The organism is Armatimonadota bacterium (assembly GCA_017303935.1).
Lineage (GTDB): Bacteria > Armatimonadota > Fimbriimonadia > Fimbriimonadales > Fimbriimonadaceae > JAFLBD01.
This window is the reverse complement of record JAFLBD010000002.1, coordinates 77,012-91,096: the sequence shown is the minus strand read 5'-3', so window position 1 is coordinate 91,096 and position 14,085 is coordinate 77,012. Positions and strand designations below refer to the sequence as shown.

Here is a 14,085-nt window from a genome sequence, read left to right as displayed (position 1 = left end):
CGATTACGGTAGTTTAGACGGCCGCCACCAAAGGACGTTATCATGCACTGCCGATATTTGTACGGTGTACCTGCATTATGGACGGAAGGAGTATTCAATCGTGATGCGCCAAGGACGGTCTTGGTCGGTACTGAGACCGAATCTCGCCCGACTCAGCAGCACGTTCTTCGAAGGAATTCGATAAACGAGCTTGAGTTCGTACTTTGTCTTTTCAAATGCGTTCTTCGCAGTGACCTGCCGCCGGCCCTGCAATGTAAGGAAGCGATTGATCGACTTCGCACCGCTAACCACCACGCCTTCGAACGGGTTGTATTCCACCGCAAAGTAGTCCAGCTTGAACGCTTGGGCTAGCGAACTGGTGAATTGGTCGGTGAGGCTTGGCACCACGAGTCCTATCAAGGCGTCGCGGAATTCGCTTGAACGTGTGTCCCTCGCGCCAGTCGCAAGAGCTTCCAGTAGGTCCTTCTGCCCGAGGAGCGCGAGAATTTCAGCGCTGGAAAGATCTGGCGGATCGCTTTGACCAATCAGGTTGAGATCACCTGTCTTTAGCAGGTCACCAGTCACATAGATCGTGACGTCGTATCGTTCGTAACTCTGTGTACCGCGCCGAGCGGTGACGTTGGTGCGCCCGCTGATGCTGACCGGAACAGACATGTCGCTTTCGCCGTTCGACATTCCGCGGTAGTTGACTCCAATAGAGCCCCCTTCTTCAAGATTGATCCGCGCATTGGGAAGCTTTAGCACTCCGTTCTTAACGGTTAGTGTTCCGGTTGCGATCGGGGTCATCAACGTGCCGTCCAGCCTTCCGCTGCCATTAGCCGCAATCATCGCAGTTCCGGTGCGAATGATGAGTGGATCGACCGAGGTGAGGCTGAGCGCGAACTTTGGATTCACCGGTGGAGAGAATGGATCACCGTTTGATTTAAATTCGGGGATATCGAACTGGGTGCCTGCCACTGCAAGGTCCCCTGAGATTTCAGGCTCGCCGATGGAGCCACGAATTTCTAAATTCTGAGAAGCGATGGTGGATTCGATCAAGTTGTTCTTGATGGCTTCGCCCTCCGAGACTCTAAAATTGTTGATCCGTATCGAGCCAAGAATTGGAAGATTTTTGTACCAATCCGAACTCGCATTGTCTTCTGGCAATCGGAATGGCGTGCTCGCCGCGAGCGATACATCGCCGCCGCGACTACTGGTGGCTCTACCCGTGATCGAAATCGTGTCTTTACTGGCGTTCAGGCTAAAACTGGGGTCAAGAATCTCTGTCGCTGCATTGCGAAACGCGATCTTGGCCGATTCGGTCGGCGTTCCACCGAAAGTCACGCCCCCATCAAGTGTGTAGTCCGAAAGAGTGCCTTGGAGGGTGAGTCCGCCTCCGACGACACCGCGGCTTTTCTCCAGATCAATCGCCCCGAGAAGATCCTTGAAGTCTGCAATCGGCCGGGCGTCGAGATTGGCCTGTAGCCGAAGCGAGTTGTTTGAATTCGCTTTCTCTTGAGTCGACAGAGCTTCCACTGGGCCACTGCCGCGAATCTGGCCCGTGAATCCTCGCGCTTGGAACCGCCCTTCGACAGAGAAGGCATCCTTTTCAAGCGAAACGTCGAACAGATCCAGTGTCGGTGGCTCGGCCGTGTCTGTGCCCTTCAAAATGCTCGTGATCTTTGCAGAGCCGCGGCCAGTAGGGCTTTCGATCGAACCACCGATTTCGATGGATGTGTCCAATTTTGCAGCGATCGGCGGCACTTTGCTGTTGATCGCATTAAGCCAGTTCAGGTCAAAATTGCTTGCTTCCAACGATGCGGTGAGCTGGCCATTGTCAGCGATCTTCGCTCCGCCCTTCACGATTTGCTCATCGGTTTTCCAAGCGAGGTTCGCGATTTGCCAAGCTTTGTCCGACCGAGAAAAGTCGCCTTGAATCTGGCCTGCAGCGCGAGTGCCTAATTGAATCTCGCTCAAAGTGACTTCGTTAAACGCGATTCCAAGGTCGTCATTCTTCCACTCAAATGTGCCACCTCCCGAGAAGTTGCCACTGAGATCGTTGAGAATTCGCTTTGCGTCTGGATCGGCGTCCTCCCACAGCGGCTTTGCCAATTGAAGGAGGTTGCGACCATCGATGTTGAAGGCGACAAGGTTGCCTTTGACGTTTGCATTCTTGTCAACTTGGACTTGATTGAGCATCAAGAATCGCTCGATCGAGCCCACCGAACCGCTTGCGAGCCACTCACCGTTGTTGACATTCGCCTCGAAGCTTCCAGAGCCAGTCGCCTGACCATTCACAAACAGGTCTTTGAATCCGGTCTTCACGTTGCCGGATGCGATATTGCCGTTTTGAATTGTCAATTTCGACTCGCCACTGGACTGACCCTTAAATGCAAACCGATCATCAAATTGGGCGATTGGGCGAATCGGGATGTCTTTCCACCAAGCGTTGAGATTGCCGTCTCGATTGGCTAGCGAGTACTTTCCGTTGAGGGACAAGGCACCTTCCTGGTCTCCATCAGCAACAGTCACTCGCCCTCCCTGGATGCTAACGGTGTCTTTTTGGAAGCTGAGGTCGGCAGAGAGTCCTTGTAGCGACGCGCCGTAAAATGCCAGTGGGCCACCCGTGAGCTTGGCGGTGGCGGACGGACTTTTTAGCGTTCCCGAGAACTTGCCTTCCGAAAGTTTGACCAGCCCAGCTGCTTGGCCCTGTGAAAACTCGGCAATTTGGATGGCCGGCGCTTCAAACGTTCCTGCAATCCGGCTCGACTTTGGATCATAGGTGCCTTTGCCAGTGAATTGCGTGAATCCGTATTGCGCGGAAAGTCCTTCAAATGCGATCCGGTGCTGATTCCCAGAGGCAACAAAGCGAACCCAAGGTAGCGCCGTTTCACCCGATTGTATATTGATCAACTCGACTTTGGACTCAAATGTTGGGTCGGTGAACTTTCCTTTGAGTTCTCCGGAGAGGTAGCCCTTGCCCTCAATGTCCGGCGCGAAAGCCGCAATGTTGATGCCGGTTCCAATGACCGTCAAATCGAGCGACTGCTTACTGAGGCTGATCTTGCCCTTTGCGGCGATTTCACCATTTGGTGAGGAAATCACAAGGCGATTGAGGTCGAGTTGATTCGGGGTGCCCTGCAAGCGAGCGATGTACTTGCCTGAAATCGTTTTGCCGCTGTCCAATTTGTAGCGTGCTTCGCCGTTACTACCAGCCCAAAGTTGGGTTGATTTTGGGCTCCCTTCGAAAATGAGATGGACGTCGCCACTCCCCGATAACGGTAGCCTGGAATTTCGAGCGAGTTGCTGCAAATTTGCTCTCTTGAGGTTCGCCAATCCTCTGTATTTCTGGGTTCTAGGCTCGAACTGTACGGCGGCCGTCACCGCCGAATTGTTCAGTTTGCCCTTGATAAGTGTCGCGCTTACACCGCTAGCCCCACCAGCAAATTTCACCAAAGGGTTAGTGATCGTTGTGGTCCCGTAACCGATGTCAGTGGCGGAAAGATCGCCGTCGATGGACCATGATGTTGGGTCGTAACCGACCAGTACGCGAGCAGAAAATCGGTTCCCCTTAACTTCTTTGGGGATTCTTCGCTTAGCAATCTCTGGAAGGTCGTTTAAGGAACCGAACTCTGATTTCAGTTGAGCCACGACACGCATTTGCTTTGTCCAATCCAGCGAACCTTGCTCGACTTGAACTTTTGCCCGGTTCAAGATCGCGTCTCCCCGGAACACTGTTCGTTGACCATACAGATTCAAATTCGACCGAACTGACTGCGCGATGATCTCATTATTAACCAATTGGTTAGCAACCAAACTGATAGAACCATAGAACTTCGGGGCAAGCCTGGCTGCCGCGTCGACCTGCAATTTCCCGCTTGCCGTGATCCCTTTGCCTGAGAACGGCAGAGTTTCACCATTTGGTAAGTATCGTTCAATCAATGGAAGGATCGGATCAATGGTGGTGTTTTTGAGAAACAGGTCCGCTTGAGCCGACTGGTCGTCGGCCACTAAGAATCGGGCGGGGAATGTACCTGACCCTGGGATGCTCACTTTGCCTTTGGCCAGCCAGTTGTTGCCCGCACCAAGAGCCTCGAGTTCATCCACGCTGATATTCATCCGAAGAACTTTGCTTCTAGATTCGTCGGTGTACTTTAAATTTGCTTCGTGAACGACGACCGTAACCGCATTCTCGGGACCCTTCTCCTCTGTGGGCTTTGGCAGAATTGAGTCAAATGAGAAACTGCCGTCTTTGAATCGGGTGATGTCTCCGAGGACGCCAAACGCTTCAACGTGGACGTTCCCTGTTGTCTCGCGCAAAACGACGACTCGCCTGGCAGAAGCAATAATTTTGCCCGCAGGATCTTCAATTCGCAGCCCCAGAGCCTCTAGCCGTTGCGCTTTCGCGTCGAAGGAATAGGATTTTGCGCGTACTTTGACCTTGCCTTTAGCGCTTTCATATTCGAAATTTGCGCCCAAACCAGGAGCGGAAATGAAGTTATAGGTTTCGAAAAAGTAGATCGCGGCCCAGGCACCGAGGAGCAGCGGGGGCAGAACCAGTGTGTTGGCGCTCAGCCCCGCAAGCCTTTTGGTGATCCTATTGAGAGGGCCCATAAATGCACAAATCTCGCGAGCAAACAAGAGACGTTTGGCTCGCGAGACTCGTTCCGAGTTTACGGGTTCAGTACGTTGAAAATGCGGTACCCCGCGAATCGTTCCCGCTGGCAGAAGAGCTCACGTTCCCGACGGTTCCAGAGGTAGTCGAGTAGGTGAATGCGCTTCCAGAAACGGGATCGGTCGGAACTGCGCGCAGGTACGGCCCGCGCCAGTCTGACGAAGTGATCGTGACGGTCGCGGCGGTGCTGCTGAGACCTGATGCAGGCGCCGATGTCGATGACAGGTCCGAGATCGCGGCTGGGAATGCTCCAGTATCGTTTCGATACGCATCTACAGCGCTCCTAACGACGGCCAAGGTGGCTCGAAGCGAATTTTCACGAGACCGTCGAACTGATGTCATGTATTGCGGCACTGCCATCGCAGAAAGCAATCCAATGATCGACACGACGGTCATGATTTCGGTGAGTGTAAATCCTTTTCGAAGTCGTTTCATGAGTTTATTGAACGTTGTTACTGATCGAGAACAGTGGCATCAAGATGGACATCGTGATCATTCCGACCAAAATTCCCATTCCGATGATGACCAACGGTTCGAGCATTGAAACTGCAGATTTGATCTTGCGCTCGGTTTGATTTTCGCTGTGCTCGGTGAGGGTGGTGATCATTTCAGCGACGCGCCCAGACCGCTCGCCAACGGCAACCATTTGGATCACCATTTTGGGGAACATCTTGGTGGCCGCCATGGATTCGGAAACTGTTCCGCCATTACCTACTGAGATCGCGACATGGTCCCATGCGTTCTGCAGCAACAGGTGCCCAGAAACGCGGCTCGCGTATCGAATCGCATCAATAATCGGAACACTTGTGGATAGCAATGACCCCAGCGTTCGAAGAGATCGATTTCGGGCGATATCAGTGATAATTGCGCCAACGATCGGAAGTTTGTATAAAACTAGCGCTACATAGCGGCCCACCTTCGGGACGCGTAGCGCTTTTTTGATGCCAAAGTAGCCACCGACCATCCCAGCAAGGATATACAATGGCTTGGACTTGATGAAAATTCCGAGTTCCATCAGCCGCACCGTAAACCACGGAAGCTGGACACCGAGAGAGCCAAATGCCTCATGGAAGGTCGGCAAAATGACCACGATCAACACCATGAAAGCGGTGCCGGATGCGCCGATCAAGATTCCTGGGTAGGTCAACGAAGCGATGATGTTCTTTTTGACAGCGCTGTTGCGGTCGAGATAGGCGATCACGTTGTTGAACGTTTCGACCATCTTGCCGTTTTCGTCCGAAACGGCGATCATATCCACCACAACTTGCGGAAACACACGCGGGTGTTTGGAAAGCGCCTGGCTGAGAGTTAGACCGCCCATGACATCGGATCGAACCGCTTTCGCGACATCCTGAATGCCCTTGGTGCTGCCATTCTCGACAATGGACTGGAGCCCTTCGACAACGGGAACACCGGATTCGACCATCACTGATAGCGCACGCAGCATCTCGCACACGTCGTCAATTTTCGGTGGCTTGGTTTTGCCGATTTGACGATTGATCCCAGAGCGTTCTTTGTCTGCGCCGCCTTCTTTCACCACCAAGTTTGGACCCGCAGGTTCAATTTTGGTGACAAACACTTGTTGCTCAGCCAAAGTTCGTTCTGCCTCAGCGGATGAAGCCGAGGTGATTTCACCCGTGACTCGCTTGCCGCTAGGGTTGATCGCGGTGTACTTGTAGGCGTGCATCGACTTACTCGACCTCCACCGCGACAACTCTCAGAACTTCTTCGACAGTGGTCTTGCCCTGGAGCAGTTTGTCTTTGGCATCGTCCAGCATCGTTCTCATGCCCCTGGCAATCATCCGTTGCATGATTTCGGTGCTGGTTTTATGATCAGAGATCATCTGCCGAACCTCATTGTCCGCGATCAAAAGCTCGTAGACACCCATTCGGCCCTTGTAGCCAGTTCCAGCGCAGAAATCGCATCCAGCACCGTGTACATGCTCCCGATCAGGGTCCAGCTTAAGACGTGAAATCAGAGTCGGGTCTGGCTTATAAGTTGCGGTGCACTTTGGACAAATAGTCCGCACAAGTCGCTGTGCCATCGAACAAGTAAGTGAAGCGCTCAGCAAAAAGTCTTCGATTCCCATTTCTAGCAATCGGGTGACCGCTGCCGCGGAATCGTTGGCGTGAAGACTGGTCAAAACCATGTGCCCAGTGAGCGCGGCTTCGATAGCCGTTTTTGCTGTTTCGGGGTCACGACTTTCACCGACGAGAATAACGTCTGGGTCTTGCCGCAGCATCGCCCTGAGTCCGGTGGCAAACGTCATCCCGGCCGCCTTGTTGACATTGCCTTGAATGATGCCGTCGAGTTGGTACTCCACAGGATCTTCGACCGTGATGATGTGCCGCTGAGAGTTGTTCAGGTAATTCAACAACGAATAGAGCGTGGTTGTCTTACCGCTTCCCGTCGGGCCGTTCACCAGGATCAAACCTTGCGAAGACTCGGCGCATTGCTTGATTTGTTGGACGACCGTCGGGTGAATTCCTAATAGTTCAACGTCCTGATTGCTCTTTCGCTTATCGAGTACGCGAATACAAATTTTTTCGCCGTTGACACTCGGGTATGTCGCGACACGGAAGTCGAACTCGCCTTCTGCAGTGACCAGCGAACAGCGACCGTCTTGTGGCACGCGTCGCTCTGCAATATCGAGGCCGCTTACGATCTTGACGCGAGAAACCACCGCTCGGTGGACTTCCCTTGGAAACTCCATGATCTCTTTGAGCACGCCGTCGATTCGGAATCGAACTCGGACATTGCCCTTTGAGGGTTCCACATGAATATCGCTAGCGCGGTACTTGATTGCCTGGGCAAAGAGGGCGTTGGCCAACTGGACGACAGGGCCACCTTCGGCCACCTCGCGCAGCTCAACCAGGTTAACCGCTTCTTCTTCCTGCTCGCCCTTATTGAGCTCGATGCCGGACGCTTCTAGGTCTCGGCTAGCCTCCAAGATGATCTCTTGAACGTCGCTGGTGCCTCCGTGGACATTCGCGAGAATCTCCAACAAATCGGCCTCGACCGCCCACATCGGGTCAACGTCGAGATCAAGTTCCTTGCTGAGTTCGTCAATCGCGCTCAAATCAAGCGGATTCGCCATTGCAACGGTTGCTGCCGAATCGGTGGCGTCCAAGACGACGCACATCCGACGTGTCGCCAGCCGCTTTGGAATCATCTTGACGAGGCCCGAATCAAGCTCGATATTCTTGATATCGCATACCGGAATGCCCGTCGCTAACCCGAGACACTTGATCCGTTGAAAATCAGTGATGCGGTTGGTACGCGCAAGTACATCGATGATCGATTCATCGGTGGTTAACCGAGAATCGAGCAGCGAGTGGATTTCGGAGGGCTGAACCAAGCCCTCGTCAATCAAGATATCTTCTAGAGTTCGCTCTGAGAGCATCTTTTGTTAGTCTCCGATGATCGTCGGTGTGATCGAGATCACAACCTGTGACTTCTCTTTTGTGTTCTTTCGGCGGGTAAAGAGCTCGCCCAAGATTGGAATCTTGCCAAGGACAGGAACTCGTTCGATTGATCGAATTTCTTCGTCGCGCAAGAGTCCGCCAATGACCACTGTTTCACCGTTCTTCACCCGGACCGAAGTCTTAGCTTCTCGAGTTGAGATTTGTGGATAGCTGCCTTGATTGCCGACTTCCAAGAACCCGGTGACAGTCGAAACCTGTGGGTACAGATTGAGAGTGATCAAGTTACCGTCATTCACCGTCGCGCTGAACTGAAGGTAGATACCCACACGCTCTTCGCGGACGTCAAAAATTGGTTGTCCGGCATCGGTGAAGCTGGTCACAACTGGATAGTTGAGTCGATCACCGATCAGAATGTAGGCGTTCTCGCCATCCAAAGCGGTGACGTTTGGTTGGGCAAGAAGCTTGGCCTTGTTCGTCTTTTCGAGGTGTCGCAAAGTCGCATTGAAAGCGAGTGGCGATCGCGCGAAACTTCCGAAGTTGATGTCGCTTCGCGTCGAGTTGTCTTCCGTGATTTTTGTACCGGTCGAATCTTGCCAAGACACGCCGAGATCTCGTAAAGAGTCATCAGTAATGTCGTGGATCTGGACCTTCAGACCAACTTGCGGCAACTTGACATCGAGCTGTTTGGCAAGCTGAGATGCCGATTGAACGATCCCTTTTGGACCTCGGAAGATGAGCGTGCGTCCACCATTGCCAGATGTGCTAGTGGTGATTCCGGTTGGCGTTGGTGCAGAGCCGCTGCCAGAACCCGAACCGCCTGATCCAGAACCAGAGCCCGATTTTGTTCCATCAATCGCGGAAGGCAATCGCTTGCCTGGCCCGACGCGGATGATGAGACCGGTATCTGGGAAGACGCTTTGAATGGCTTCGGCCAATTCGGAAGGTTTGACATGCTGGACCTCGTAGATCTCGATTGCCATATCTTCCGCCTTGACAGCAGGCTTCGTTCCACCATTGGGTGCTGCAGTTGGATTTAGCGATCCGATTTGCTCTTCATATTCCGCAGGGAATGAATTCTTCAGAATCTCGGTCGGCGCGATTACATATCCGCCACTCTTGAGTTGCACACTTTGCATTGCAGCAACTGAAGCCAAGACTCGGACTACATCTCCTACTGGCATCATTTCCAATCGAAGAGTGACCTTCGGATTCGCAGGAGATGCCAAAACAATATTCACACCTGTTTCGTGTGTGATGCTTGCGACGACCTCTGCCAGCGACCAATCCACCACGTGAATTGCGATCTCCTTTGGCTTATCAGCATCGGACTTGTTGTCAGATTTTGATGCTGGCTTTTCGGAGGAATCGCCTGCGATGTTGAGCTCAACAACAGCTGAATTCACGACATCGCTAACCAATTGGTTAGAGTTGCCAATCGGTCCGACAAGCTCGCCCTTTGTATAAGAAAGCGGTTTGACAACAGCTTCTTGTGGAGCACTACTTCGCACGCTAGCCGATTTAACCGAATGGTTAGATCGAGTTCGTCGCGATGAAGTCGAGTGTTTTCGAACCACGGTGTGGCTCACTTCTGGTTCAAGCGCGGTCACCGTCGTGACGGTTTGAATCGTCTCGCCGGTGCTTGTTGAAACTTGGTCAGCTTGCGAAACGGCAGCCGTTGCAGAAAGCAAGGTCCAGGTCGCCAACATCAATAATCGCAGGTTTTTCATTTCAGTTCAATCTCCTGACCAACCTTGATCCGGATTGTCTTATTCTTGTAAGTAAATTCGATAGCGTTTTCGGTGATCGCAACGATTCTTCCGAGGTCTTCCACGGCAGCATTCAGAACAAAAGCTTCGGCGGTTCCACCGTCGATGCTGATGTACACCTTGGTTTCATTCTTTGAGCCCATCACTCCTCGAACCGCAAGCTTCGGATAGTCCCCTAAGTCAGGACCATTTGGCGCTCCGGTTGCGGGGTTCGTTGCATTGGGCAGATTTGGCAAATTGCTTGGCAAGCTGCCTTGGATTTGTCCAGGTGAGATCGGCACGATTTCGTTCGCCGGGCCAGATTGACCATTTGGTGAAACTCCGCTTGCACTTGGTGCAGGTTGCTGAATTTCGCCAGTAGGCTGTTGAGTGACCGTCTCGACCGAAGCCGTTGAGGCTTGCCAATCTGCAAACGGGTCTTTCTCGAATGGTGCGATCCGAACGACCGGCTCAGAATGACCAGAAGCCGATTTGCCGGATCCTTTTCCATCCTTCGTCGCTGATTGGGCCGGAGCCGGACCAGAGCCCATGGTGGTGAGCATGTAGCCGATCGCTCCAACAAAAACTACGCCCATCGCAATGAGCAGAGTGCGTTGATTGTTCTTCATACTGAGCCTTCCTTTCGGGCTAGAAGAGTGAGTGAAACATTCGCTGTCAAAACCGATTGACCAGAAGGTTTAACCAAACGGTTAAATCCAACTTCGTTCATTCTGAACGGGGCATCGATTTGTGATATGGCTCGAAGAGCAAGGAAAACTTGCATCGTCGTTCCTTCGACAACGAAGCCTAGGGAGTTTTGCTCCCAGCCGGTGGGCGTCTTCTTTCGTCGCGACCCGATCGTTAGAGGCACTGCGTTCGGCTGAAACTGCATTTGCGTCAGCGTCGCGCCGGAATCCAAAACCGTCGATTCGATCTTGGTTCCAAATTCTCCGAGTACTCGCATCCTCGGGCCTTGCTGTGTGATTCCGATGCTGGCCACGCTTGATTGGTGGTTCTCAGCAGCATCAACAGCTAGCTTGTTCTTAGCGATCTCGGCAGAAATTCCGTCTTGGTTACCCTTCTCGAGGTAGATCAACCCGCCTAGGGCGATCGAGCCGATGACTCCAATTCCTAACGCGAATTTAACCAAAGGGTTAGTTGGTAGTTTTGGCATTTGTATCCTCCGATGGTGGTGTTGCAGCCTTCAACTCAGAAGGCTTTTGTTGAATCTCAAATTGAACGGTGACGATCCCGACTTGTTCGGTCGAGTCGTGGGTGACTCCGGAGATCATTCCAAGCACGGTTGGAACGTCTCCTTGAACTTTGTCCAGCATGGTTCGAACCGCTGTGATGTCGTTTGTTTTGGCCGAACCGGTCAAGCTCAAGGAGCCTGTCTCAGAGGTCGAGAACTTCATGTTGAGAAGATTCATCGGGCCTTCGACATTAGCAAGCACCGACCCCATCCACAGCACAAGATTGGAGTTGTGATCCTTGTACTGCCCAGGAAGTCGCTTCACTTCTTCGCTGATCTCTTCGACGGGGACGCCTCCGAGCTGTTTGAGCTTGGATTTCTCCTTGTCGAGTTCTGTGGCCAATGAAGCAGAATGTTCGCGCTCGCCCAAAAACTCGATCGCGAGTCCCCCGACAAAGAGGCTAGCAACCAACATTGCGCCGATCGAAATCAGCGTTTCGCGGGTCTTCTTCGCGCGCGTGGCAGCTTGATCAGAAAAGATCTGGTGAAGCAGATTCACCGAAATATCGACGATCTCTTGTTTAGGCAGCGATTGCGTCTGTCGCTCGGCGACCATGAGAATTCTCCTTTTCGAGGGTGTAGGGGCTAAGTGCCAATCCTGTGGCAACGGCGAATCGGTGCGGCGTCTTGCTCACGCTGTCCAATTGGTCAATATCGATTTCCAGTCGGGCAGCATCAAACGGGTTGATGAGCTGGATTCGGGTGTGCATCATCTTGCCAATGAATTCGGCAAAACCTTCGACTGACACCAATTCTCCGGCTAGAACCAAGCGCTCAAGAATGCCTGAATAGCTCCGGTCGGACTTCAGCGTGCGGAAGTAGCTAGACAGTCTTTGGAGTTCGCGAATGAGCGATTCCATCGGTTCCTTCAGGTCATAAGTGACGTGGTTTCCGTTGTGCTCGACTTCAAGCTGAGCAGTCAGGGTCAACTTTGCCTTGCCTGAATCCAAAATTTCAGCCGCTTCGACTTCAGAAAACCCACCTTGCTCGGCGATGGCTTCAAGGACTCGGCGTGCGCCAAATCGAATTCCACGGACAAATTGCAGCCTGAGGTTCTGCATCACCAAGAATCGAGTTCGTTCCAAACCGATATCGACCAGGGTCATGGACATCTGTCGTGCCAGGCTGCTCATCGACTCGAGGTCGTGTTGCATCAGGCGAAGGAGCGACTGTGCTTCAAGCTCGCATCCTGCAGGAACGAGTCCGGACTCGATGATGGCGTCAGCTCGCTCGCGTACGAGGCCCTTGGGGATAGAAATCACCAAAGACTCGTAGTTGTCGTGCTCGTCCACACTGACGGGAACGACGCCGACCGAAAGGTCCGACGAATCACCGACCAGCTGGTCTTTGAGCTTATAAATCGCAAGTTCCGCGAGTTCTTCGCGGCGCACTTTCGGGAGCTTGGTCCAATACAAGCTTGCAAATTCAGAAGGGACGCTGAAAACAGTGGGCAGTCCAACCAAATCGTGCTGTTTGACGAAGTCCTTCAGCAACGTCGCGACAAGAACCTGCTGTTCTTCCAGTGCGCCGTGCCGCAATCCATGAAAAGGCAAGTGATGGACTCCGGTCACGATCGGGAATCGATCGGGAATCGCGGTCACAATTCGTACCGCTCCGCTACCAATCTCTACACCGACGACCTGGTTCTTCATGCTGCCCTCAGGAAAGTGCCGTTCTGTTCAGCGAATCCGCTGTAAATCTGGTCAATTGCGCCGGACTCAAGCAATTGCTGGACTGCCTGGACGACCGCTGGATCAAATTTGGTGCCCGATTCGCGAACCAGAGTCGTGATGATTTCGGGGTTTGACATGCCCTGGCGGTGATACCGGTTGCACTTCATCGCATCGAACGTGTCGGCGATACTCAGCACGCGAAGAGGCAACGGCAACTCGCCGGCCTTCAGTCCATCTGGATATCCACTGCCATCAAGTCGTTCGTGGTGGTTCCGAACAAGCATCAAAACAGATTCGGGAAGCCGAAGTTTGTTGCAGATGTTGTAGCTAACCAGCGGGTGTTCCTTCACGACTGCGAGTTCTTCATCGGTAAGCTGGCCATCCTTTCGCAGGATGTAATCTGGAATCGCTACCTTGCCGAGGTCGATCAGTGCTGCAGCATTTCGAATGTCGTTTTGAATTCCGTTATCGAGCCCCATGTGTTCCGCGATCACCAAGGCCAATTCGCCCGTACGCCTTGCGTGGCCCACAGAAAGCGGATCTTTAGCCTCGATAAGGTGAGAAATTTCTTGCAGCGAATCCATGATCGTTTCATGGGCAAACTGCATCATCATGAGATTGTTGACCAAGAGCGAGACGATGCTGGAATAGGCTGCTCCAACCGACATGGCGTTCTTTGTAAGCCTCGATTTAGGCTTAGTCACCACAAATGTCAGCACGCCGACGGGGCGACGTACCGAATGGCCTTCGGGCGAAGAGCTATCAACGACTTCGATTGGGATCGAAAGGACCGAATGAGGCGGATGCGCAAACTCTTGTGCGAGTGCCTCAGCCTGCTTCTTCGATCGGACTAGTAATGGTTGCCTCCCATTGAACGCTCGTCCTGAAATTCCGTCGCCAATCGTCAACATCGTTGGAGCGATAAATCCCGGATCGGTCGAACGATCTGCGACCAATGCAAGTTCGGTCGAGTTTCGGTTGCCTGTTAACAGTAGATAACCTGCATCTGCGCCGGTTTCCTTTAATCCAAATTCAATCGCCTTTCCAATAGCACGACCAATCTCTGTGTAGTGGTCGGCATCTTGCAAAAAGTCGATCAATTCAGACTTTGAACGATTCTTTGACTTAGCGAACAAAATCCCCGACCAAGCGATAAGCAAAATGCCTGTCGCCAAAATCGCCCAATTGCCGTAATTACTCCATTCGCCAGTGTTCATGGCTTCAATAAATCCTCAATTCGCAATGCCCAGCAAGGTTGCCGGGTATTCAAATTGAATATTCGGGAGCAATTGACAAAAAGATTAGCCCCCTCAAATCGAGCGATTATCCGGGACG

General features: G+C 52.7%; 10 protein-coding genes. All 10 read right to left on the bottom strand.

Translation table 11 applies throughout. The features are described 5' to 3' along the window. Positions 1–75: 75 nt before the first annotated feature. Positions 76–4,593: a hypothetical protein gene (locus tag J0L72_05035; protein MBN8690144.1), complete on the bottom strand. Its 4,518-nt coding sequence runs from the start codon at positions 4,591–4,593 to the stop codon at positions 76–78. A gap of 67 nt (positions 4,594–4,660) precedes the next feature. Continuing rightward, positions 4,661–5,089, bottom strand: a complete 429-nt coding sequence (locus tag J0L72_05030; GenBank protein ID MBN8690143.1) for a type II secretion system protein GspG — start codon at positions 5,087–5,089, stop codon at positions 4,661–4,663. 4 nt (positions 5,090–5,093) lie between these two features. Next, positions 5,094–6,341 carry a type II secretion system F family protein gene (locus tag J0L72_05025; protein ID MBN8690142.1) on the bottom strand — a complete coding sequence of 416 codons (1,248 nt, stop codon included), beginning with the start codon at positions 6,339–6,341 and terminating at the stop codon, positions 5,094–5,096. Between the two features lie 4 nt (positions 6,342–6,345). Then, positions 6,346–8,058 (bottom strand): type II/IV secretion system protein, encoded by a 1,713-nt coding sequence (locus tag J0L72_05020; GenBank protein ID MBN8690141.1) that lies wholly within the window; start codon positions 8,056–8,058, stop codon positions 6,346–6,348. A 6-nt stretch (positions 8,059–8,064) separates the two neighbouring features. Continuing rightward, a complete protein-coding gene (locus J0L72_05015; GenBank protein ID MBN8690140.1) occupies positions 8,065–9,807 on the bottom strand; it encodes a hypothetical protein in 1,743 nt (580 codons plus the stop codon). Beyond that, positions 9,804–10,454: a hypothetical protein gene (locus J0L72_05010; protein MBN8690139.1), complete on the bottom strand. Its 651-nt coding sequence runs from the start codon at positions 10,452–10,454 to the stop codon at positions 9,804–9,806. The genes J0L72_05015 and J0L72_05010 overlap by 4 nt, the downstream gene beginning before the upstream one ends. Next, entirely contained in the window at positions 10,451–10,999 is a 549-nt protein-coding gene (locus J0L72_05005) for a hypothetical protein (GenBank protein ID MBN8690138.1), read from the bottom strand. The genes J0L72_05010 and J0L72_05005 overlap by 4 nt, the downstream gene beginning before the upstream one ends. Further along, positions 10,980–11,633, bottom strand: coding sequence for a hypothetical protein (locus tag J0L72_05000; GenBank protein MBN8690137.1), 654 nt, complete (start codon positions 11,631–11,633; stop codon positions 10,980–10,982). The genes J0L72_05005 and J0L72_05000 overlap by 20 nt, the downstream gene beginning before the upstream one ends. Further along, positions 11,599–12,729 carry a pilus assembly protein PilM gene (pilM, locus tag J0L72_04995; GenBank protein MBN8690136.1) on the bottom strand — a complete coding sequence of 377 codons (1,131 nt, stop codon included), beginning with the start codon at positions 12,727–12,729 and terminating at the stop codon, positions 11,599–11,601. The genes J0L72_05000 and pilM overlap by 35 nt, the downstream gene beginning before the upstream one ends. Beyond that, positions 12,726–13,967: an HD domain-containing protein gene (locus tag J0L72_04990; protein MBN8690135.1), complete on the bottom strand. Its 1,242-nt coding sequence runs from the start codon at positions 13,965–13,967 to the stop codon at positions 12,726–12,728. The genes pilM and J0L72_04990 overlap by 4 nt, the downstream gene beginning before the upstream one ends. Between the last annotated feature and the right edge of the window lie 118 nt (positions 13,968–14,085).

Excerpts from the sequence above, each read along its gene's own strand:
- pilM (MBN8690136.1), bottom strand. The coding sequence starts at position 12,729 with ATGAAGAACCAGGTCGTCGGTGTAGAGATTGGTAGCGGAGCGGTACGA.
- J0L72_05015 (MBN8690140.1), bottom strand. The coding sequence starts at position 9,807 with ATGAAAAACCTGCGATTATTGATGTTGGCGACCTGGACCTTGCTTTCT.
- J0L72_04990 (MBN8690135.1), bottom strand. The coding sequence starts at position 13,967 with ATGAACACTGGCGAATGGAGTAATTACGGCAATTGGGCGATTTTGGCG.
- J0L72_05005 (MBN8690138.1), bottom strand. The coding sequence starts at position 10,999 with ATGCCAAAACTACCAACTAACCCTTTGGTTAAATTCGCGTTAGGAATT.
- J0L72_05025 (MBN8690142.1), bottom strand. The coding sequence starts at position 6,341 with ATGCACGCCTACAAGTACACCGCGATCAACCCTAGCGGCAAGCGAGTC.
- J0L72_05000 (MBN8690137.1), bottom strand. The coding sequence starts at position 11,633 with ATGGTCGCCGAGCGACAGACGCAATCGCTGCCTAAACAAGAGATCGTC.
- J0L72_05030 (MBN8690143.1), bottom strand. The coding sequence starts at position 5,089 with ATGAAACGACTTCGAAAAGGATTTACACTCACCGAAATCATGACCGTC.
- J0L72_05020 (MBN8690141.1), bottom strand. The coding sequence starts at position 8,058 with ATGCTCTCAGAGCGAACTCTAGAAGATATCTTGATTGACGAGGGCTTG.
- J0L72_05010 (MBN8690139.1), bottom strand. The coding sequence starts at position 10,454 with ATGAAGAACAATCAACGCACTCTGCTCATTGCGATGGGCGTAGTTTTT.
- J0L72_05035 (MBN8690144.1), bottom strand. The coding sequence starts at position 4,593 with ATGGGCCCTCTCAATAGGATCACCAAAAGGCTTGCGGGGCTGAGCGCC.